This window comes from Seohaeicola zhoushanensis, from assembly GCF_014656415.1.
Taxonomy (GTDB): Bacteria; Pseudomonadota; Alphaproteobacteria; order Rhodobacterales; family Rhodobacteraceae; genus Seohaeicola_A; species Seohaeicola_A zhoushanensis.
Genome location: NZ_BNCJ01000012.1, coordinates 36,396 through 55,481, shown reverse-complemented (window position 1 = coordinate 55,481; position 19,086 = coordinate 36,396). Strand labels below are relative to the sequence as shown.

Annotated in this window: 19 protein-coding genes; 10 read left to right on the top strand and 9 right to left on the bottom strand. The window is 67.9% G+C overall.

Annotated elements, in window-relative coordinates; translation table 11 throughout:
* Positions 1-39: 39 nt before the first annotated feature.
* From IE266_RS17835 to IE266_RS17825, 3 genes are all read right to left on the bottom strand, one after another.
* Positions 40-1,581, bottom strand: coding sequence for a tripartite tricarboxylate transporter permease (locus IE266_RS17835; protein WP_189681472.1), 1,542 nt, complete (start codon positions 1,579-1,581; stop codon positions 40-42).
* Between the two features lie 12 nt (positions 1,582-1,593).
* Positions 1,594-2,025: a tripartite tricarboxylate transporter TctB family protein gene (locus IE266_RS17830; protein WP_189681471.1), complete on the bottom strand. Its 432-nt coding sequence runs from the start codon at positions 2,023-2,025 to the stop codon at positions 1,594-1,596.
* A 63-nt stretch (positions 2,026-2,088) separates the two neighbouring features.
* Positions 2,089-3,078, bottom strand: coding sequence for a Bug family tripartite tricarboxylate transporter substrate binding protein (locus IE266_RS17825; protein ID WP_189681470.1), 990 nt, complete (start codon positions 3,076-3,078; stop codon positions 2,089-2,091).
* A gap of 211 nt (positions 3,079-3,289) precedes the next feature.
* Between IE266_RS17825 and IE266_RS17820 the strand changes: the two genes are divergently transcribed.
* The 3 genes from IE266_RS17820 to IE266_RS17810 all read left to right on the top strand — a co-directional run bounded on the left by IE266_RS17820 (position 3,290) and on the right by IE266_RS17810 (position 5,944).
* A complete protein-coding gene (locus tag IE266_RS17820) occupies positions 3,290-4,033 on the top strand; it encodes a 5-oxoprolinase subunit B family protein (protein WP_189681469.1) in 744 nt (247 codons plus the stop codon).
* Positions 4,034-4,163: 130 nt separating this feature from the next.
* On the top strand, positions 4,164-5,192 hold the full coding sequence (locus IE266_RS17815; RefSeq protein WP_189681468.1) for a 5-oxoprolinase subunit C family protein: 1,029 nt from the start codon (positions 4,164-4,166) through the stop codon (positions 5,190-5,192).
* Positions 5,189-5,944 carry a LamB/YcsF family protein gene (locus IE266_RS17810; RefSeq protein WP_189681467.1) on the top strand — a complete coding sequence of 252 codons (756 nt, stop codon included), beginning with the start codon at positions 5,189-5,191 and terminating at the stop codon, positions 5,942-5,944. Before IE266_RS17815 ends, IE266_RS17810 begins: the two co-directional genes overlap by 4 nt.
* Before the next feature lie 129 nt (positions 5,945-6,073).
* On the opposite strand, the gene IE266_RS17805 is transcribed toward IE266_RS17810, so the two are convergent.
* The 3 genes from IE266_RS17805 to IE266_RS17795 all read right to left on the bottom strand — a co-directional run bounded on the left by IE266_RS17805 (position 6,074) and on the right by IE266_RS17795 (position 9,335).
* On the bottom strand, positions 6,074-7,336 hold the full coding sequence (locus tag IE266_RS17805) for an ABC transporter permease (protein ID WP_189681550.1): 1,263 nt from the start codon (positions 7,334-7,336) through the stop codon (positions 6,074-6,076).
* A gap of 73 nt (positions 7,337-7,409) precedes the next feature.
* On the bottom strand, positions 7,410-8,216 hold the full coding sequence (locus tag IE266_RS17800; RefSeq protein ID WP_189681466.1) for a taurine ABC transporter ATP-binding protein: 807 nt from the start codon (positions 8,214-8,216) through the stop codon (positions 7,410-7,412).
* A gap of 123 nt (positions 8,217-8,339) precedes the next feature.
* Entirely contained in the window at positions 8,340-9,335 is a 996-nt protein-coding gene (locus tag IE266_RS17795; protein WP_189681465.1) for a taurine ABC transporter substrate-binding protein, read from the bottom strand.
* A gap of 414 nt (positions 9,336-9,749) precedes the next feature.
* Between IE266_RS17795 and IE266_RS17790 the strand changes: the two genes are divergently transcribed.
* Positions 9,750-11,141, top strand: coding sequence for an aminotransferase family protein (locus IE266_RS17790; RefSeq protein WP_189681464.1), 1,392 nt, complete (start codon positions 9,750-9,752; stop codon positions 11,139-11,141).
* A 200-nt stretch (positions 11,142-11,341) separates the two neighbouring features.
* Here IE266_RS17790 and IE266_RS17785 read toward each other — a convergent pair whose 3' ends face one another.
* From IE266_RS17785 to IE266_RS17775, 3 genes are read right to left on the bottom strand one after another with little or no spacing between them, the layout of a single operon-like run.
* On the bottom strand, positions 11,342-12,670 hold the full coding sequence (locus tag IE266_RS17785; RefSeq protein ID WP_189681463.1) for an MATE family efflux transporter: 1,329 nt from the start codon (positions 12,668-12,670) through the stop codon (positions 11,342-11,344).
* Position 12,671: 1 nt separating this feature from the next.
* Positions 12,672-13,190: a PaaI family thioesterase gene (locus IE266_RS17780; protein WP_189681462.1), complete on the bottom strand. Its 519-nt coding sequence runs from the start codon at positions 13,188-13,190 to the stop codon at positions 12,672-12,674.
* A complete protein-coding gene (locus tag IE266_RS17775) occupies positions 13,190-13,609 on the bottom strand; it encodes a PaaI family thioesterase (protein ID WP_189681461.1) in 420 nt (139 codons plus the stop codon). The genes IE266_RS17780 and IE266_RS17775 overlap by 1 nt, the downstream gene beginning before the upstream one ends.
* A gap of 148 nt (positions 13,610-13,757) precedes the next feature.
* On the opposite strand from IE266_RS17775, the gene IE266_RS17770 reads away from it, so the two are divergent.
* The 6 genes from IE266_RS17770 to IE266_RS17745 all read left to right on the top strand — a co-directional run bounded on the left by IE266_RS17770 (position 13,758) and on the right by IE266_RS17745 (position 19,076).
* Positions 13,758-14,126 carry a MerR family transcriptional regulator gene (locus IE266_RS17770; protein ID WP_189681460.1) on the top strand — a complete coding sequence of 123 codons (369 nt, stop codon included), beginning with the start codon at positions 13,758-13,760 and terminating at the stop codon, positions 14,124-14,126.
* A gap of 227 nt (positions 14,127-14,353) precedes the next feature.
* Entirely contained in the window at positions 14,354-14,752 is a 399-nt protein-coding gene (locus tag IE266_RS17765; RefSeq protein ID WP_189681459.1) for a MerR family transcriptional regulator, read from the top strand.
* A 70-nt stretch (positions 14,753-14,822) separates the two neighbouring features.
* A complete protein-coding gene (locus IE266_RS17760) occupies positions 14,823-16,604 on the top strand; it encodes an acyl-CoA dehydrogenase C-terminal domain-containing protein (RefSeq protein WP_189681458.1) in 1,782 nt (593 codons plus the stop codon).
* An 83-nt stretch (positions 16,605-16,687) separates the two neighbouring features.
* Positions 16,688-16,900 carry a hypothetical protein gene (locus IE266_RS17755; protein WP_189681457.1) on the top strand — a complete coding sequence of 71 codons (213 nt, stop codon included), beginning with the start codon at positions 16,688-16,690 and terminating at the stop codon, positions 16,898-16,900.
* A 23-nt stretch (positions 16,901-16,923) separates the two neighbouring features.
* Positions 16,924-18,081, top strand: a complete 1,158-nt coding sequence (locus IE266_RS17750; protein WP_229864249.1) for an acyl-CoA dehydrogenase family protein — start codon at positions 16,924-16,926, stop codon at positions 18,079-18,081.
* Between the two features lie 356 nt (positions 18,082-18,437).
* Positions 18,438-19,076: a glutathione S-transferase family protein gene (locus IE266_RS17745; RefSeq protein ID WP_189681456.1), complete on the top strand. Its 639-nt coding sequence runs from the start codon at positions 18,438-18,440 to the stop codon at positions 19,074-19,076.
* Positions 19,077-19,086 lie beyond the last annotated feature (10 nt).

Below are 19,086 nucleotides of genomic sequence, written 5' to 3'. Positions count from 1 at the left end.
GCAGGAATTCGCCCCCCTGGACAGCCGCGCGCCGACAGCTCAGTCGCTGGTCGAGCCGGCCTTGTCCCGCGCCATCCGCATCCGCGCCTTGACCACGCGGCCGAAGACGATGGGCAGGATGAACCCGATGACCGCCACCGCCCAGAGCCCGATGGAAAGTGGCGACGCGACGAGCGCAGACCAGTCACCATCCGAAATCGTCAGGGCGCGACGAAGATCAGCTTCCATTCGATTGCCGAGCAGGATGCCCAGGATGATCGGCACCAGCGGCACGTCGAGCTTGCGCAGGCCCCAGCCCATGACGCCGAAGACCACCATCACCAGCAAGTCGAAACTCGACCCGGAGATTCCGTAGATCCCGACGAAGCTGACCATCGCCACCACCGGCATCAGGATGCGCGGCGGCACCAGCAGGATGCGGGTGAACAGGCCCACCATCGGGATGTTCATCGCCAGCAGCATGAAGTTCCCGATGAACAGTGCCGCGATCAGCCCCCAGACCACGTCGGGGTTCTGCGCGAACAGCAGCGGACCCGGCGTGATGTTGAGCGCCAGCAGCACCGCCAGCAGCACCGCCGTGGTGCCCGACCCCGGCACGCCCAGCGCCAGCATCGGCACCAGAGCGCCCCCGGCGGCAGCGTTGTTGCCCGCCTCGGGCGCGGCCACGCCGCGCGGGTCGCCCTTGCCGAAGGTGCCCTCCTTGTCGACCAGCCGCTTCTCCATCGAGTAGGAGATGAACGAGCCGAGCGAGGCCCCCGCCCCCGGCAGCACCCCGGCGATGAAGCCGAGGAACGAGGTGCGCAGCATCGTCGGCGTGCAGTATTTCAGCATCTCCCACGAGGGCGTGATGCGGCCAATCTCGATCTTCTTCGCCGCCTCCGCGCCGGTGGCCTCGCCCCGGTGTTCGAGGAAGATCAGCACCTCGGACAGCGCGAAGAGCCCGACGATGGCGACCAGGAAGTCGATCCCGTCGTAGAGATGCACCTCGCCGAAGGAGAAGCGCGGCACGCCGGTCTGCCCGTCGACGCCGATCATCGCGATGCCAAGCCCCAGCGCCGCCGCGAAGGCGGCCTTGGCCTGGTTGGTCGAGGAGATGCCGCCCAGCGTGGCGAAGGCCAGCGTGAACAGCGCGAAATACTCGGCCGGCCCGAAGAGCAGCGCCACCTTGACCAGCTGCGGGGCCAGGAAGACCAGCCCCCAGGTCGCGAGGAAAGCGCCGACGAAGGAGGCCACGCCCGAGATCGCCAGCGCCTCGCCGGCCTGACCCTTGCGCGCCATCGGATAGCCGTCGAGCGTGGTCATCAGCGCCGGTTCGTCGCCGGGAATGTTGAGCAGGATCGAGCTGATCCGCCCGCCGTACATCGCCCCGTAATAGACCGATGTGAGCAGGATCAGCGCCGGCGTCGGGCCAAGGCCCAGTGTGAAGGCCAGCGGGATCAGGATCGCCACGCCGTTCGACGGGCCAAGCCCCGGCAGCGCGCCCATGATGGTGCCGAGAAAGCAGCCGATCAGGGCGAGGCCCAGGTTCTGCAGGGTGAAGGCGACGACAAATCCGTCGCCGAGGGATGCCAGGGTTTCCATGCGTGCCGCTCCTCAGAAGCCGAGCGGACCCTTGGCCAGCGAAAGGCCGAGGATCACGCGGAAGACGATGTAGATGCCGCCCGAGATGCAGAGGCCCACCACGAGCGATTGCAGCGGCGCGGTGCCCAGCCGCCAGGTCAGGTAGGCCGAGGCCACGGCGGTGGCGATCAGGAAGCCCGCGACCGGCAGCAGCTCGGCGTAGAGTACCATGACGATCACCGCCGCCGCGATCTCGAGCAGGCGGCCGCGCCCCGGCCAGGTCGGCTCGGCATCGGGGCGCAGGATGAACCAGACCGAGGCCAGCGCCATCAGCACGCCGATGATGATCGGAAAGACCTTGGGCCCGACGACGTCGGAGATGAAGCTCTCCTCGATCAGCGTCGCCTGCCAGATGAAGAAGAGCGCCAGGGCAAGGCCCAGGCCGCCGAAGATACGGTCGCTCATGCTGTCCCCCTGTTGCGGGAAGGTTGGCGGGGGCGATACGTGCCGCCCCCGCTCGGGTCCGGCTTACTTGATGATGCCGATTTCCTTGGAGATCGCGGTGATCGATTCCACCGAATCCGACACGAACTTCTGGAAGTCCGCGCCGCGCAGGTCGAGCGGGGCCATGCCGTTGGCCGCCATCACGTCCTTCCACTCCTGCGAGTCGTAGAGCTTGCCGACCGAGTCGACCCAGAAGGCATAGGCGTCATCGCTCATGCCGCCCGGCGCGTAGAAGCCGCGCCAGTTGGCGCCGATGGCGTCGACGCCCTGCTCCCTGGCGGTCGGAAACTTGTCGAACTCGCCCGGCAGCCGCTCGGGCGCCAGAACCGCCAGAACCTTGATATCGCCGGAATCGACAAAGCCCTTGGCCTCGGAAATATCGCCGGTGAAGGCCTGGACCGAACCGGCCAGCAGCTGCGTCACCGCCTCGCCGCCGCCGTCGAAGGCGATGTATTTCACCTGCCGCACATCGTCGATGCCATAGCTCTTGGCCGCGATCAGCACCTTGAGGTGGTCCCAGCCGCCCACGGCGGAACCGCCCGCCACGGCGACCGAGCGCGGGTCGGCCTTCATCTTGTCCAGCAGCTCGGGCAGCGTGTTGATGGGCGAATCCTTGGCCACGGCGATCACGCCGTAATCGGCGCCGACGCTGGCGACCCAGCGCACCTGGTCGCGGGTGTTGCCCGGATAGGCCCCCTGCGCCAGCCGTGTCGCGGTGGCCGAGGAGGCGGCGACCAGCAGGTCGTTCGAATCGTTGCGCTTGTTCACCACCTCTGCAAAGGCCACGCCTCCGCCGCCACCGGCGAGGTTCACCACCTGCATGGTCTTGCCGATCAGGCCCAGGTCCTGCAGCGACTTGCCCACCTGCCGGCAGGTGAAGTCCCATCCGCCGCCGGGGTTGGCCGGGGCGATGCATTCGGGCGACTCGGGCTCGAAGGCCAGCGCCGGCAGGGCGATGCCCGCCGCCAGCACCGCGCCGGACAGGGTCCGCGCGAGCAGTTTCGTGATGGTCATGTGGTTCTCCTCCACTGTTGTCTTGCCCGCATGGGCGCATCCCGGTTGTCTCCGGGTGTCGTGCGGGCCCTCCGTGGGACAATTCTACAGGGAGAAATTCGCGCTTGTATATCGCCATGATCGAATGCGCCGATGGCCGCCTGTCGGCATCCCATCGACAAAGCGGCAGACATTGGCGAGTGTGGCATCTGACGAAGGGAGTTGAGCAGGCATGAGCGTGATCGAGGCAACCGGGCCGGAAGTCCTGCCGCTGGGACAGGACGGCGTGCTGGTGCGCTTCTCGCGCACGCCCTCCTCGGAGGCCGCCGGGGCGGTGCTGGCCTTCGCCGCCGCGATGCGCGGGACCCTGCCCGAAGGCACAATCGAGACGGTGCCCTCGCTGACCTCGGTGCTGGTGCGCTTCGATCCCGCCCGGCTGGGCCGCGCGGCGCTGGCGGAACTGCTCGCCCAGCGCGCCCGGTCGCGCGATTGGCTCGCCGCGCCGCTGCCCGCGCCGCCACGGCGCTGGAGCGTCCCGGTGGCCTTCGGCGGCGAGGCCGGGCCGCAGCTGGCGGAATTCGCGGAGCTCGCCGGCATCTCCGAGACGCGGCTGGTCGAGGAGGCCACCGGCACCGACCTGCGCGTGCTCGCCATCGGCTTCACCGCCGGCCTGCCCTATCTCGGCCTGCTGCCGCCCGACTGGGACGTGCCGCGCCAGCCGCAGCTGACCAAACAGGTGCCCGCCGGCACCGTCGCCGCGGCGGTGCGCCAGTTGGTGGTCTTCCCCGCCGACAGCGCCACCGGCTGGCGCCGGATCGGGCGCACCGCCTTCCGCCCCTTCCTGCAGGCCCGCGCGGAACCTTTCCTGCTGCGTCCGGGCGATGCGATGCGGCTGGTGCGGGTGTCGGAGGCGGAGATGGCCGCGCTGGAGGATGCCGAGGGGATCGGCGGCGCGACATGCGAGGTGGTGTCGTGATCCGGGGCGGGGGAGCCCCCTCCCCTCTCCCCTCCCCCCGAGGGGGAGAGGAAGCGCCTTTGCCTGGGGGAGTCGCGGGGCGGCGATTGTCGCGGGAGTATTTGGAAAGAAGAGAAATCAGGGGTGTGGCATGGCCCGGCTGACGATCCACCGGGCCGGACCGGCGCTGAGCGTGCAGGACCTCGGCCGCCCCGGCCACCTCTCCGAGGGCCTCTCGCCCGGCGGCGCGGCCGACCGGCTGGCGTTGTTCGAGGCCGCCGCCCTGCTGGGCCTGCCCGCCGTGGTCCCGGCGATCGAGATGGCCTCGATGGGCGGACGCTTCTCGACCGATACACCGATGCGCATCGCGCTGACCGGCGCGCCGATGAAGGCGGCGCTGGACGGCGCGCCGTTGCCCTGGCCCTCGTCGCTGCTGCTGCTGCCGGGGCAGATGCTGGAGGTGGGCGGCGCCACCGCCGGGATCTATGGCTATCTCACCCCGGCGGGCGGCATCGCCACGCCGGAATGGCTCGGCAGCCGCGCCGCGCATCTGGTGATCGGCGTCGGCCGGCCGCTGGCGGCGGGCGAGAGCCTGCCGCTCGGCCCCGACCCGGCGCCGAATGCCCCGGCACAGACGCTTGACCCCGAGCCGCGCTTTGCCGGCGGCACCCTGCGGCTGATGCCAGGCCCGCAGACCGGGTTGTTCGATGCCGCGACGCTGGAGCGGATCCAGGCCACCGCCTTCACCCGTTCGGCCCAGGCCAACCGCCAGGGCATCCGCCTCGACCACGAGGGCGACCCCTTCCCTGCCGCCGGGGCCAAGGGGCTCGCCTCGGATTTCATCCTGACGGGCGACGTGCAGATGATCGGCGAGGGCATTCCCTTCGTGCTGATGGCCGAATGCCAGACCATCGGCGGCTATCCCCGGCTGGGCACCGTGCTGCCCGACGACCTGCCGAAGATCGCCCAGGCGCCGATGGGCGCCGGGCTGCGGCTGGCGCTGGTGCCGCTGGAAGAGGCCGATGCGCTCTGGCAGAGCGACGACACCCGCCTGCGCGCGTTGCGAAAACGCGTGCGCCCGCTGATCCGCGACCCGCGCGACATTCCCGACCTGCTCGGCTACCAGCTGATCGGCGGCATGACGCGGGGCGACGACCTCGACCGAAAGGACATCCCATGAAGACCATCGACCTCAACGCCGACATGGGCGAAAGCTTCGGCCCCTGGCCGATGGGCGACGACGCCAGCCTGCTGAAGATCGTCACCTCGGCCAATATCGCCTGCGGCTGGCACGCCGGCGACGCCGATACCATGGCGAAGACGATGCGGCTGGCGGTGGAGAACGGCGTGGGCATCGGCGCGCATCCCGGTTTTGCCGACCTGCAGGGCTTCGGGCGCAGGCGCATTCCGCTCAGCCATTCCGAACTCGCCAACCTGGTGACCTACCAGCTGGGCGCGGCCCAGGCGATGGCCAGGGCCGCGGGCGGGCACGTGCGCCACCTCAAGCTGCATGGCGCGCTGTCGAACATGGCCTCGGAGGATGCCGAGATGGCGCGGGTCTGCTACGAGGCGGCGCTGAAGGTCGACCCGGACATCGTCATCATGGTGCTGGCCGCCACCGCGCAGGAGAAGGTGGTGCGCGCGCTGGGCTGCAACTGGGCCGGCGAGATCTTCTCGGACCGCGCCTATAACGACGACGCCACGCTGGTCGACCGCAAGCTGCCCGGCGCGATGATCCACGACCCCGGCTTCGCGGCCGAGCGCATCCTGCAGATGCTGGAGGAACAGGCGATCATCGCGGTCTCGGGCCAGCGCATCCCGACGCGGATCGACACCATCTGCCTGCATGGCGACGGCCCCGAGGCGCTGGCCATCGCGCGCGGGCTGCGCGCAAGGCTCGAAGCGGCGGGATACGGGCTGAAACCGCTCTGAACGCCTGCAGCTTCCTTTTGCCGGAAATATCCTCGCCGAAGGCCACGCGCCGCAGGCGCGTTCACCGGGCAAGGCCGGGACGAGGCGTAGGGCGGGGTTCACCCCGCCGCCGCCCGTCGCCGCGCGACTTCAGCCCTTGCCCTTCCAGGGCACCAGGATCCGCTCGGCCCAGCGCATCAGCAGGTCGATCCCGAAGCCGATCACCCCGATCAGGATGATCCCCATGATGACGATATCGGTCGACTGGAACTTGGCCGCCGCCACGATCATCTTGCCGATGCCCTTCTCGGCCGCCACCAGTTCGGCCGCCACCACCGTGCCCCAGCAGACCCCCATCGCCACCCGCGCGCCGGTGAAGATCTCGGGCAGCGAGTTGGGGATGATGACATGGCGCAGGATCTGCACCTTGCTTGCCCCCAGCGAATAGGCCGCGTGCACCTTCGATATCTTCACCCCCGAGACCCCCGAGCGCGCGGCAATCGCCATGATCCAGAGCGCGGCGAGGAACAGCAGGATGATCTTGCCCTGCTCGCCGATCCCCGCCCAGATGATCACCAGCGGGATCAGCGCCAGCGGCGGCACCGGCCGCATGAATTCGACAATCGGGTCGAACCAGCCGCGGAACCAGTCCGACAGCCCCATGGCATAGCCCAGCGGGATGCCGACGATGGCGCCCAGCAGGAAGCCGACGACGACGCGGAACAGCGAGTAGCTGAGGTGCTCGGCCAGGGTCACGTTCTGGTAGCCGTCGCGCCAGATGGTGATGAGCCGGTGCCAGACCGCCTCGGGGGCGGGCAGCCAGATCTCCTCCATCTGCATCCCCTGCGCCGGCACCACGTTCAGCGTGCCCTTGTCGGTCACCGCGACGCGTCCGATGGCGGTCTCGACCTCGCCGCCGGGGCCGACCGGCTTGCCGTCGATGGCGACGATCCTCGCGCCGTCCTTGCGCGTCACCTCGTCGTTGGCGTCCCAGAGCAGCAGCTTGCTGCGATAGGCCTGCAGCGCGATCGAATCGTCCTTGGCGATGCCCTCGCCGGGGGCAACCGCGGCCGGATCGACCACGCCGTCCTTGTCGTAGACGGTCACGTCGACCCGCGCATCGTCGCGCCGCCCGTCCGCCGCCTCGACCGTGTAGGTGAAGCTGCCCTGCCCGATGAAGGGCCCCGGCGCATGCAGGAAGCGGGGCAGCAGCGCCGATCCGGTGAAGGCGCCCCAGAGCAGGAAGACCACCACCACCGAGATCACCGAGGCGACGGTGTTCGAGACCACCGCGCTTTCGTCGCCGAAGGTCACGGTCTTGAGCGAGGTGAAATCGCGCCTGGGCGTCAGCGCGCGCTTCACCAGCCGCCAGACCAGCGCGAAGAGCAGGATCAGCAGCACGTAGCCGATCATGAAGGGCAGCGCCCGCAAGAGGCCAAGCCCCAGTTGCGCCAGTTCCTGGCCGAGATCGCTGATGATCATTGCCTCACTCCCCCGCGCCCGGCTGGCCCATGATCTCTTCCTCCATGTCCCAGATCATGCCCAGGATCTCCTCGCGGGTGCGGGCGAAATCCGGGTGCTTCTTGACCTGGCGCAGGTCCTTGCCCACGCCCAGTTCGGCAAAGGGCAGGCGGTATTCCTTGTGGATGCGGCCGGGGCGCGGCGCCATCACCAGCAGCCGCTCGCCCAGCAGCAGCGCCTCCTCGACCGAGTGGGTGATGAGGATGATGGTCTTGCCGGTCTCCTTCCAGAGCTTGAGCACCAGGCTCTGCATCTTCTCGCGCGTCAACGCGTCGAGCGCGCCGAGCGGTTCGTCCATTAGGATCACGTCCGGGTCGTTGGCGAGGCAGCGCGCCAGCGCCACCCGCTGCTGCATGCCGCCCGACAGCTCGTAGACCGCCTTCTCCTTGAAGTCCTTCAGCCCGACGACCTCGAGCAGGTGATCGACGATCTGCCGCTTCTCCGCCGCCGGCATCCCCTTCATCGAGGGGCCGAAACCGACGTTCTCGCGCACGTTCATCCACTCAAACAGCGCGCCCTGCTGGAACACCATGCCGCGCTCGGCGTCGGGACCCTTGACCTCGTGGCCGTTCAGCACGATGCGCCCCTCGGTCGGCGCGAGGAAACCCGCGACGATGTTGAGCAGGGTGGTCTTGCCGCAGCCCGAGGGGCCGAGAACGCTCAGCAGCTCGCCGGGCGCGAGGGTCAGCGAGACGTCCTTCAGCGCCTGCACCGATGCGCCGCCGGGAAGGTCGAAGCGCATGGATATGTTTTCGATCGCGAGTCCGCTCATCGTTCCGTCTCCGGGGAAAATCCGCGCGGCGCAAAACTTTTGAAAAAGTTTTGCCAAAAGTCTTGCAAGACTTTTGGACCGCCCGATGGGGCCGGACGGGCAATGCCCGCCCGGCGGTCCGGGTCACATGCCCTGCGCGGCCTTCAGCGGCCCGAGGTTGACGTTGCCCTCGTAGCTGGGCTTCGCCGCCGGGATCGAGCCGGCCGAGACGAAGACATCGGCCACGCCCTTCATGAACTCCTGCGCGCCGCCGCCCAGCCACTTGGCGCCAAGCTGGTCGTCGACGGTCGGGAAGACGAAGGTGGCCAGCGTCTCGGCGGTGGCCTGTTCGTCCATGCCGGCGTCCTTGGCGATCACCGGCAGCATCTCGGCGCGCTTGCTCTCGTCGGCCCACATGGCGTTGGCATCGGCCGTCACCTTGAGGAACTTGGCCACCAGGTCGCCGTTCTCGGCCACGAAGGCGGCCGGCGCGCTGGTCACGTCGAAGACCAGGATGCCCAGTTCCTCCTTCTCGGCCCCGGTCAGCAGCACGTTGCCATGCTCCTTGGACCGGCGCAGCGCCCCGCCCCAGCCGCAGGCCATGTCGACGCTGCCCTGCGCCAGCGCGGCGGCGCCCTCGGCCGGTGCCATGTCGACGATCTCGAGGCTGGCGAGGTCGATGCCGAAATGGTCCATCTGCTTGAGGAAGCCATAGTGCGCGGCGGTGCCCAGCGGCACGGCGACCTTCTTGCCGGCGAGTTCCCCGGCATTGGTCTTGTCGATCTCCAGCCCGCTCGCCACCACGCAGTTGTCGTTGTCGGCATAGGAGACCGCCACGTCGACGATCTGCAGGTCCTGCCCCGCCGAGGTGGCGACCACGAAGGGCGGCACGCCCTGGCTCACGCTCAGCTGCACGTCGCCCGAGGCCATGGCCGCGCTCATCGCGGTGCCGGTGTCGAAGCTGACCCAGTTCACCGTGGTGCCCAGCTCCTTGTCATAGGTGCCCATCACCTTGGCGTATTCGAAGGGCATCGGCCATTCGAGGAAGTAGCCCACGGTGATATCGGCCATCGCCGGCGCCGCGGCGGCCATCATCGCGGCCCCGGCCACGGCGCCCATCAGTCGGTTCTTGAGTGTCATCTCGGTCGTCTCCCTGTTGATCCGCTTGCGCGGCATGTGTTCGGCCCCTGCGGTCTGGCGCCGCTTCGGGGCATGTCGCTTCCGGCCACGACGGGCCGGCAGTCGCCCACGATCCGACCTGAAATCGCCCCCCCGATCAATCATTTTTCTGTGCATTATCCGACTCTTCGCAACAGATCGCCGCCACCGCGGCCAGCCTTCGGTCGGATTTTTCCAGCCAGTTCAGCATTTTGCCACCCCCCCTCGGGGCAAATCTCTGGAAATGCCCCCATGTTTGGACCTATGTGACATAACCATCTGGCCCTATAACGCGACCGGTTTTCTGGCATTGATGCAATGAGCAGCCAGCCTGGACTCCCAGCCTGTCCCGAGGCATGGCTCCTCCCGTTCCCTACTTTCCGAAAGGCCCGCGCCATGCACGGCACATTCAGCGAAAACGACATCAGCCATGTGGTGGAGGCCGACAAGGCCCACGTCTGGCACCACCTGAGCCAGCACAAGCCCTACGAGACCTCCGACCCCCGCATCATCGTCGAGGGCAAGGGCATGCGGGTCTGGGACCAGAACGGCCGCGAATTCCTCGACGCCGTCTCGGGCGGCGTCTGGACGGTCAACGTCGGCTACGGCCGCGAGCGGATCGCCAACGCGGTGCGCGACCAGCTCATCAAGCTGAACTACTTCGCCGGTTCCGCCGGTTCGATCCCCGGCGCGCTCTTCTCCGAGAAGCTGATCTCGAAGATGCCGGGCATGAAGCGGGTCTATTACACCAACTCCGGCTCCGAGGCCAACGAGAAGGCCTTCAAGATGGTGCGCCAGCTCGCCCACAAGAAGTTCGGCGGCAAGAAATACAAGGTGCTCTACCGTGACCGCGACTATCACGGCACCACCATCGGCGCCCTCTCGGCCGGCGGCCAGGACGAGCGCAACGCGCAATACGGACCCTTCGCGCCGGGCTTCGTGCGGGTGCCGCACTGCCTGGAATACCGCGCCTTCGAACAGGAGGGCGCGCCGAAGGAGAACTACGGTCTCTGGGCCGCCGACCAGATCGAGAAGGTGATCCTCGCCGAGGGCCCGGACACGGTCGGCTCGATCTGCCTCGAACCCGTCACCGCCGGCGGCGGCGTCATCACGCCGCCGGACGGCTACTGGGAGCGGGTGCAGGAGATCTGCGCGAAATACGGCGTGCTGATCCACATCGACGAGGTGGTCTGCGGCGTCGGCCGGACCGGCACCTGGTTCGGCTACCAGCACTACGGCATCAAGCCGGACATGGTGACCATGGCCAAGGGCGTCGCCTCGGGCTATGCCGCCATCGCCTGCCTGGTGACCACCGAGGACGTCTTCGACCCGTTCAAGGACAATGCCGAGGACCCGCTGAACTACTTCCGCGACATCTCGACCTTCGGCGGCTGCACCGCCGGACCGGCGGCGGCGCTCGAGAACCTGGCGATCATCGAGGAGGAGAACCTGCTCGAGAACACCACCGCCATGGGCGCGCGGATGATGGAGAACCTGGCCGAGCTGATGGACAAGCACAAGGTCATCGGCGAAGTGCGCGGCAAGGGCCTGTTCTGCGGCGCCGAGCTGGTCGCCGACCGCCAGACCCGCCAGCCGGTGGCCGAGAAGCTGGCCCAGGCCGTGGTCGGCGAATGCGGTGCCCAGGGCGTCATCATCGGCGTCACCAACCGCTCGGTGCCGGGCAAGAACAACACGCTCTGCTTCTCGCCGGCGCTGATCTCGACCAGCGACGACATCGACCAGATCACCGGCGCGGTGGACAAGGCCCTGACCAAGGTCTTCGGCTGACCGCACGGGGCCCCGCCCCGACCGGAAAACGAAAAGGGCGGCCGCTCACCGGGCCGCCCTTCCTGCATCCAGCGCCGCGCCGCCATCCCGCGCCGCGCCCCTGATTTCTCTTCTTCATAAATATCTCCAGGGGAGTCGCGCCGCAGGCGCGGCGGGGGCAGCGCCCCCAGGCGACACATCCGTTCGGACGCCCTCGCCTCTCAGAGCGCCCCGGCCGCCGTCGCCCGCTCCAGCGCCGGATAGCGCGCGGCCAGGGTCAGGCCGCGGGCGACGAAGGAGATCAGGAAGGCCGCCCAGAGCCCGTGGTTGCCCCAGGCCGGCACCAGCAGCAGCGCCGCCAGCACGTAGATCGCGGTCGAGAGCACCGCCATGTTGCGCATGTCCGCGGTGCGGGTGGCGCCGATGAAGATGCCGTCGAACATCCAGCTCGCGATGCCCAGCAGCGGCACCGCCAGCATCCAGGGCAGGTAGGCGCGCGCCTCGGCCTGCACCTCGGGGGCCTTGGCCATCAGGTCGATGATCGCACCGCCCGCGCCGGCGAAGACCAGCGTCAGCACCACCGTGCCCGCCAGCGACCAGAGCGTGGCGATGCGGATCGAGCGGCGCAGCCGCGCCACGCTGGCCGCGCCCACCGCCTGCCCCACCAGCGCCTCGGCGGCGAAGGCGAACCCGTCCAGCGCATAGGCGGTGATCTCGATGAACTGCAGCAGCACCTGGTTCGCCGCCAGCGTCACGTCGCCGAAGCGCGCGCCGACGAAGAGAAAGGAGACGAAGATCGACATCAGCAGCAGCGAGCGGATCATGATATCGGCATTGACCGCCAGCATCCGCAGCAGCCGCGCGCCATCGAAGACCCGGTCCGGATCGCGCCACCAGGGCGTGCGGAAGGCATCGCGGCAAAGCCAGAGCGCCAGCGCCAGCCCGCTCCACTCGGCGAGGAAGGTGGCGAAGGCCACGCCCTCGACGCCCCAGCCCAGGCCCAGCACGAACCAGAGGTCCAGCCCGATGTTCAGCCCGTTCATCCAGAGCTGCAGCACCAGCACCCCGCGGGTGCGCTCCTGCGCGATCAGCCAGCCGGTGACGCCGAAGATGGCGATGGCCGCCGGCGCCGACCAGACCCGGATCGCCATGTAGGACCGCGCCATCGCCTCGACCTCGTCCGAGGCCGGCGAAAGGCGGAAGGCGGCCCAGAACAGCGGCACCTGCAACAGCAGGATCAGCGCGCCGCCCAGCGCCCCGGCGAGGATCGCCCGCGACAGGATCGCCACCGCCTCGGCCTGCCGTCCCGCGCCCAGCGCCTGGCCGACCAGCCCGGTGGTGCCCATGCGCAGGAAGCCGAAGAACCAGTAGAGCGAGGAGATGATGATCGCGCCGATCCCCACCGCACCGATCGGCGCGGCAAGGCCCATCTGGCCGACCACGCCGGTATCCACCGCGCCGAGGATCGGCACCGTGGCGTTCGAGATCACGATCGGGATCGCGATGTTCAGCACCCGGCGGTGGGTGATCGCCTCGGCCTCGGCGCTCATCTCAGCCCTTGGCGGCCTCCTCGGGCGGCATCAGGAAATGCCCCGAGCCCTGCGCGAAAGGCCGGTCGCGGTTGTCCTGCCAGGCCTCGACCCGCACCGAGGCATAGCGCCGCCCCGAGCGGCTGATCACCGCGCGCGCATAGGCGTCGCGCGGCAGGCCGGCGCGCAGGTAGTCGATGGTGAAGCCGATGGTGCGCGGCAGCCGCGGCAACTCGCCCGCCGCCATGCGCTCGACGTCGATCTCGCCGTTCTCGATGCCGGGCCAGAGATAGCTCCAGCTCAGCGTCATGATCGCCGCGACTTCGAGGAAAGCTGCCGTCACCCCGCCGTGCAGCACCTGGCGCAGCGGGTTGCCGATCAGCTTCTCGTCGAAGCGCAGCACCGCCGTCAGCTCGTCGCCGCGGCGGTCGAACTCGATGCCGAGGAAGCGGACGTAGGGCACCCCCTCGACCAGCGCCTTCAGCGCCGCGTCGCGCCGTTGCTTGACCACCTGCACCGGTTCATGAAGCTGCTTTGCCATCAGCCCCGCTCCACCGTGAAGGACCCGGTCGCCACCGCCACCGGATGGGCGGAGTCCTCGTCCAGCGCCTCGGCGCGCACGAAGGCGAAGGCATGGGTGATGTGATAGCAGTGTGCCCGCGCGGTGATCTTCTGCCCCGGCGTTGCCGCGCGCATGTAGTCGATGCGCAGGTCGATGGTCGCCGTGCCGCCCGGCGCCGAGGGATGGCTCATCACCGCCGCGCCGCAGCAGGTGTCCATCAGGGTCGAGATCGCGCCGCCATGCAGCACGCCGGTCTTGGGATCGCCGACGAGGCGGGCGTCATAGGGCATGGTGATCTCGGCGCGCCCGTCGGCCAGTTCGGTCAGCTGCATTCCCAGCTCGCGGGCGTGCGGAATCGCCTCGATGAACTGCCGCGCGATCTTCACCTTGTCTGCCATATGCGCCCACTGGCCCCCTGGATTGGCCCCCTGGTTTCAATCACCAAGACCAGACCGGGGACAAAAGCGCAAGACCGGCAGTTGCACTTGCCGTAGCGTCGACCTAGGTTGCGCCTGCAAGTGGGAGGGGTAACTCAAGAAGGTGGCAATGTCGGAAGCACGCCTCTCGTTCAAGGATATGTGCGCGCGGTTCGATGTGACGCCGCGCACCCTGCGATATTACGAATACATCGAACTGCTGCGCCCCCACCGCGAGGGCCGCTCGCGGTTCTACGGCCCGCGCGAACAGGCGCGGATGAAGCTGATTCTGCGCGGCCGCCGCTTCGGCTTCCAGCTCGAGGACATCCGCCAGTGGCTGCTGATCTACGACAAGGAAGGCACCCAGGCCCAGATGCGCGCCTTCCTCGACATGGCCGATCGCCAGCTCAAGGAACTCGCCGACCAGCGCGCCCAGATCGACGAGGCCATGGCCGAACTCACCGCCCTGCGCGGTGAGACCGCCGCCAGCCTCGACTAGCGAATCTCCGGGAAAAAGCCCCGATAACCGCCATTTTCCGCCCGAGACAGGCGGAAAATGGCCGGATTCAGGGTAGCAATGTTGCCGGCGGCGGCAGCCGGACGAAATACTCTTACGTCAACTTGAAACTGACGTGACGTCCCGCTTACGTAAACGTAAACCGATGTTGTATTCCAACCTGGAACCTCAACATCTGGGCCCAGATCCCTGTGACCAGAGCGATGAAAATGACCGAAACAACCATGACCATCAGCGAGATGTGCGAAGCGTTCGACGTGACCGCGCGCACGCTCCGCTTCTACGAAGCCAAGGAACTGCTCTCCCCGATCCGCCAGGGTCAGAAGCGGCTCTTCACCAAGCGCGACCGCGCCCGGCTCAAGCTGATCCTGCGCGGCAAGCGCTTCGGCTTCAGCCTTGAGGAGATCCGCCAGCTGCTCGACCTCTACCAGATGGGCGACCAGCAGCACACCCAGCTGCAGCGCACCTACGAGGTGGCCCAGCAGCGCCTGGGCGAAATGGAGCGCCAGCGCGACGAGCTGACCGCCGCCATCGACGAGCTGAAGGAACAGCTCGAATGGGGCCGGCAGATGATCGCCGCAGCCGACCAGAAGAACGCCGCCGAGTAACGCTCGGCGGCCCCGGCCCAGCCGGACCCGCAAGACAAGTCCAGAATGCCCGAGACGGAGGAGACCCCGGATGACCCGCTACACCGCCCCGACCAAAGACACCCAGTTCCTGCTGCATGACGTGCTGAAGGTGAGCGGGCAGGACGTGCCGGGCTATGCCGAGCTTGACCCCGATTTCACCGGGGCGATCCTGGAAGAGGCGGGCAAGATCAGCGCCGAGGTGCTGCACCCGCTGAACGCGGTGGGCGATACCGAGGGCTGCCACCTTGAAAACGGCGTCGTGCGCACGCCGACCGGCTTCAAGGCTGCCTTCGACCAGGTCAAGGAAGGCGGCTGGACCGGGCTCGACATGCCCGAGGAATTCGGCGGCCAGAACATGCCCTATGTGATGGGCACCGCGGTGGGCGAGTATTTCTCGGCCGCCAACCATGCCTTCACCATGTACCAGGGCCTGACCCACGGCGCCGCCTCGGCGATCCTGGCGCATGGCTCGGACCAGCAGAAGGCCACCTACCTGCCGAAGATGGTCGCCTGCGACTGGACCGGCACCATGAACCTGACCGAACCCCATTGCGGCACCGACCTCGGGCTGATGCGCACCAGGGCCGAACCGCAGGCCGACGGCAGCTACAAGATCACCGGGCAGAAGATCTTCATCTCGGCCGGCGAACATGACATGGCCGACAACATCATCCACCTCGTGCTCGCCAAGATCGTCGGCGGCCCCGAGGGCATCAAGGGCGTCTCGCTCTTCATCGTGCCGAAGTTCCTGGTGAACGAGGACGGCAGCCTGGGCGCGCGCAACGCGCTGGCCTGCGGCAAGATCGAGGAGAAGATGGGCATCCACGGCAACTCGACCTGCGTGATGAACTACGACGGCGCCACCGGCTGGCTGCTCGGCGAGGAGCACAAGGGCATGCGCGCCATGTTCACCATGATGAACGAGGCCCGCCTCGGCGTGGGGATGCAGGGCCTGTGCCAGGCCGACGTCGCTTATCAGAACGCGCTCGACTATGCCAAGGAGCGCCTGCAGGGCCGCGACGTGACCGGCGCCAAGAACCCCGACGGGCCGGCCGACCCGCTGATCGTGCACCCCGACATCCGCCGCAACCTGATGGACCAGAAAAGCTTCATCGAGGGCGCGCGCGGCTTCCTGCTCTGGGGCGCCTCGCTGATCGACCGGGCGCACCGCAACGAGGACAAGGCCGCCGACGGCCTGGTCTCGCTGCTGACCCCGGTGATCAAGGGCTTCCTGACCGACAAGGGCTATGACAGCACCGTGCAGGCGCAGCAGGTCTTCGGCGGCCACGGCTATATCGAAGAGACCGGCATGTCGCAGTTCACCCGCGACGCCCGCATCGCCCAGATCTACGAGGGCGCGAACGGGGTGCAGGCGCTCGACCTGGTCGGGCGCAAGCTGGCGGCGGATGGCGGCAAGCACGTCATGGCCTTCTTCGACCTGGTCAAGAATTTCGCCAAGGAGAACGCCGGCCAGGACGAGGCCTTCGACCGCGACTTCCTCGAACCGCTGAAGAAGGCGAGCAAGGACCTGCAGGCGGCGGGGATGTATTTCATGCAGAACGGCATGAAGAACCCCAACCACGCGCTCGCCGGTTCCTATGACTTCATGCATCTCTTCGGCCATGTCTGCCTCGGCCTGATGTGGGCGCGCATGGGCAAGGCGGCGATGGAGGCCCTGGCGGCGGGCACCTCCGACCCCGAGTTCTACCAGACCAAGCTGGCCACCGGGCGCTACTACATGGCGCGCCAGCTGCCGGCGACGGGGATGCACCTGGCACGGATCATGTCGGGCGCCGACACGGTGATGGCGCTGGAGGCCGCGAACTTTTGACGTGGCGGCGGGGTGAACCCCGCCCTACGGTGGCGCGCAGCGGCGGGGGACTCTCCGCCCTGCGCCAGACAAGAGGAACCGACATGCCCAAACGCTTTCGCCTCACCCGCCGCTTCCCGGTCGCCATGACCGAGGACGGCTACCGCCGGCTGAAATCCTTCTCGGCCGAGGCGGGGCTGGACGAGGGCGAGGCGCTGTCCTTCCTCTTCGAGAACTTCAATTCGGTGGTCGACCACGACAATCTCGCCACCCGCCTGCGCCTGTTCAACGGCGAACTCGACGCACGCAAACGCTGAAAGACCCTGGGGAGGGGACCAGAATGAAAGACGCCTTCGCCGCCACGTCCACCTGGATGACCGAAGAGCACCGCATGATCGCCGACCTGACGGCCGATTTCATCACCCGCGAATGGGTGCCGCAATACGAACGATGGCGCGAACAGGGCGAGATGGACCGCTCGGCCTGGCGGCAGGCCGGCGAGCTGGGCCTGCTCTGCCCCTCGATCCCCGAGGAATACGGCGGCGCGGGTGGCGACTTCGGCCATGAGGCGGCCATCCTGATCGAGGCGGCGCGCGCCAACCTCGCCAGCTGGGGCGCCGCCATCCACGGGCCGATCGTGTCGCATTACATCCTGGCCTATGGCTCGGAGGAGCAGAAGCAGCGCTGGCTGCCGCGCCTTGTAACGGGCGAGCTGGTCGCCGCCCTGGCGATGACCGAACCCTCGACCGGCTCGGACGTGCAGGGGATCCGCACCAGGGCGGTGAAGGAGGGCAACTCCTACCGCCTCTCGGGCCAGAAGACCTTCATCTCCAACGGCCAGCACGCCAACCTGATCGTGGTGGCGGCCAAGACCGACCCCTCGCTCGGCGCCAAGGGCGTCTCGCTGGTGGTGCTCGAAACCGAGGGCGCCGCCGGCTTCCAGCGCGGCCGCAAGCTCGACAAGGTGGGCATGAAAACGGCCGATACCTCCGAGCTCTTCTTCGACAACGTCGAGATCCCGCCCGAGAACCTGCTCGGCGGGGTCGAGGGCCAGGGCTTCGTGCAGATGATGCAGCAGCTGCCGCAGGAACGGCTCACCATCGCCTGCACCGCGCAGGGGGCGATGGAGGGCGCGCTGGAACGCACCATCCGCTACTGCAAGGAACGCGAGGCCTTCGGCGGTCCGCTGACCCAGTTCCAGAACACCCGCTTCAAGCTCGCCGAATGCAAGACCCGCACCGCCGTCTCGCGCGCCTTCCTCAACGAATGCATGGCCGAGCACCTCGAAGGCCGGCTGAGCGTCGACAAGGCGGCGATGATCAAGCTCTGGTCGACCGAGGAGCAGGGATGGGTGCTCGACGAATGCGTCCAGCTGTTCGGCGGCTACGGCTTCATGACCGAATACGAGGTAGGCGCGATGTGGGCGGATGCGCGGGTGCAGCGGATCTACGGCGGGACCAACGAGATCATGAAGGAGCTGATCGCGAGGGCCATCTGAACCGGCCATCTGAACTCGGGCGCCTTTGCCAAAGGGCGCGCCGCCGTCACCGACAGGATCGCCTCCGGCGGGAGGTATTTGGGAAGAAGAGAAGATGCAACGTCGTGCGCCCCGCCAACCCGGCCCGATCCGGCTCTCCACCACTCGAACGGGGCGGCGGGGCGACTTCTCCTCTTGCGGTCATCGGCTCTCCAGCCTGTACCGCGACTCCTATCAAAGCGCGGCACGGTTAATTTAAGGTTACCGGAGAAGGGCAATCCCCCGGCTTCTTCTCTTCAAAAATACCTCCACGGGGGTGCGGGGGTGTGAAACCCCCGCTGCAACGTCAGAGACCAGCGCCCGGGGAGGGGCAGAAGATGACGATCCAACTCCACTGCTTCGGTGAAAGCGGCAATTGTTACAAGGCGGCACTGGCGCTGCAGCTGGCGGGGCTCGACTGGGAGCCGGTCTTCGTCGACTTCTTCAACGGCGCCGCCCGCAGCCCGGAATACCGCGCCATCAACCCGATGGGCGAGGCGCCGGTGCTGGTGGACGGCGACATCACGCTCTCGCAGTCCGGCGTGATCCAGCAATACATCACCGACAAGACCGGCAGGTTCGGCGGTGCAAGCCAGGCCGAGACATACGAGGTGCTTCGCTGGGTGCTCTGGGACAACCACAAGTTCTCCTCCCAGGCCGGGATGACCCGCTTCCTGATGAACTTCCTGCCCGAGAAGCACCGCAATGCGGACGTGATCGAGTTCTCCAAGGGCCGCCTCAAGGCCGCCTATGCGGTGCTGAACGCGCATCTGGAGGGCCGCGACTGGATCGTCGGCGATGGCATCACCAATGCCGATCTCTCCTGCTGCGGCTATCTCTATTACCCCGAGCCCTTCGGGTTCGACCGTGCCGACTGGCCCCATATCGACGCCTGGCTGACCCGCATCGCGGCGCAGCCGGGCTGGAAACATCCCTATGACCTGATGCCCGGACGTCCCTCGGACCGCGGGCTCTGAAGAAAGGATC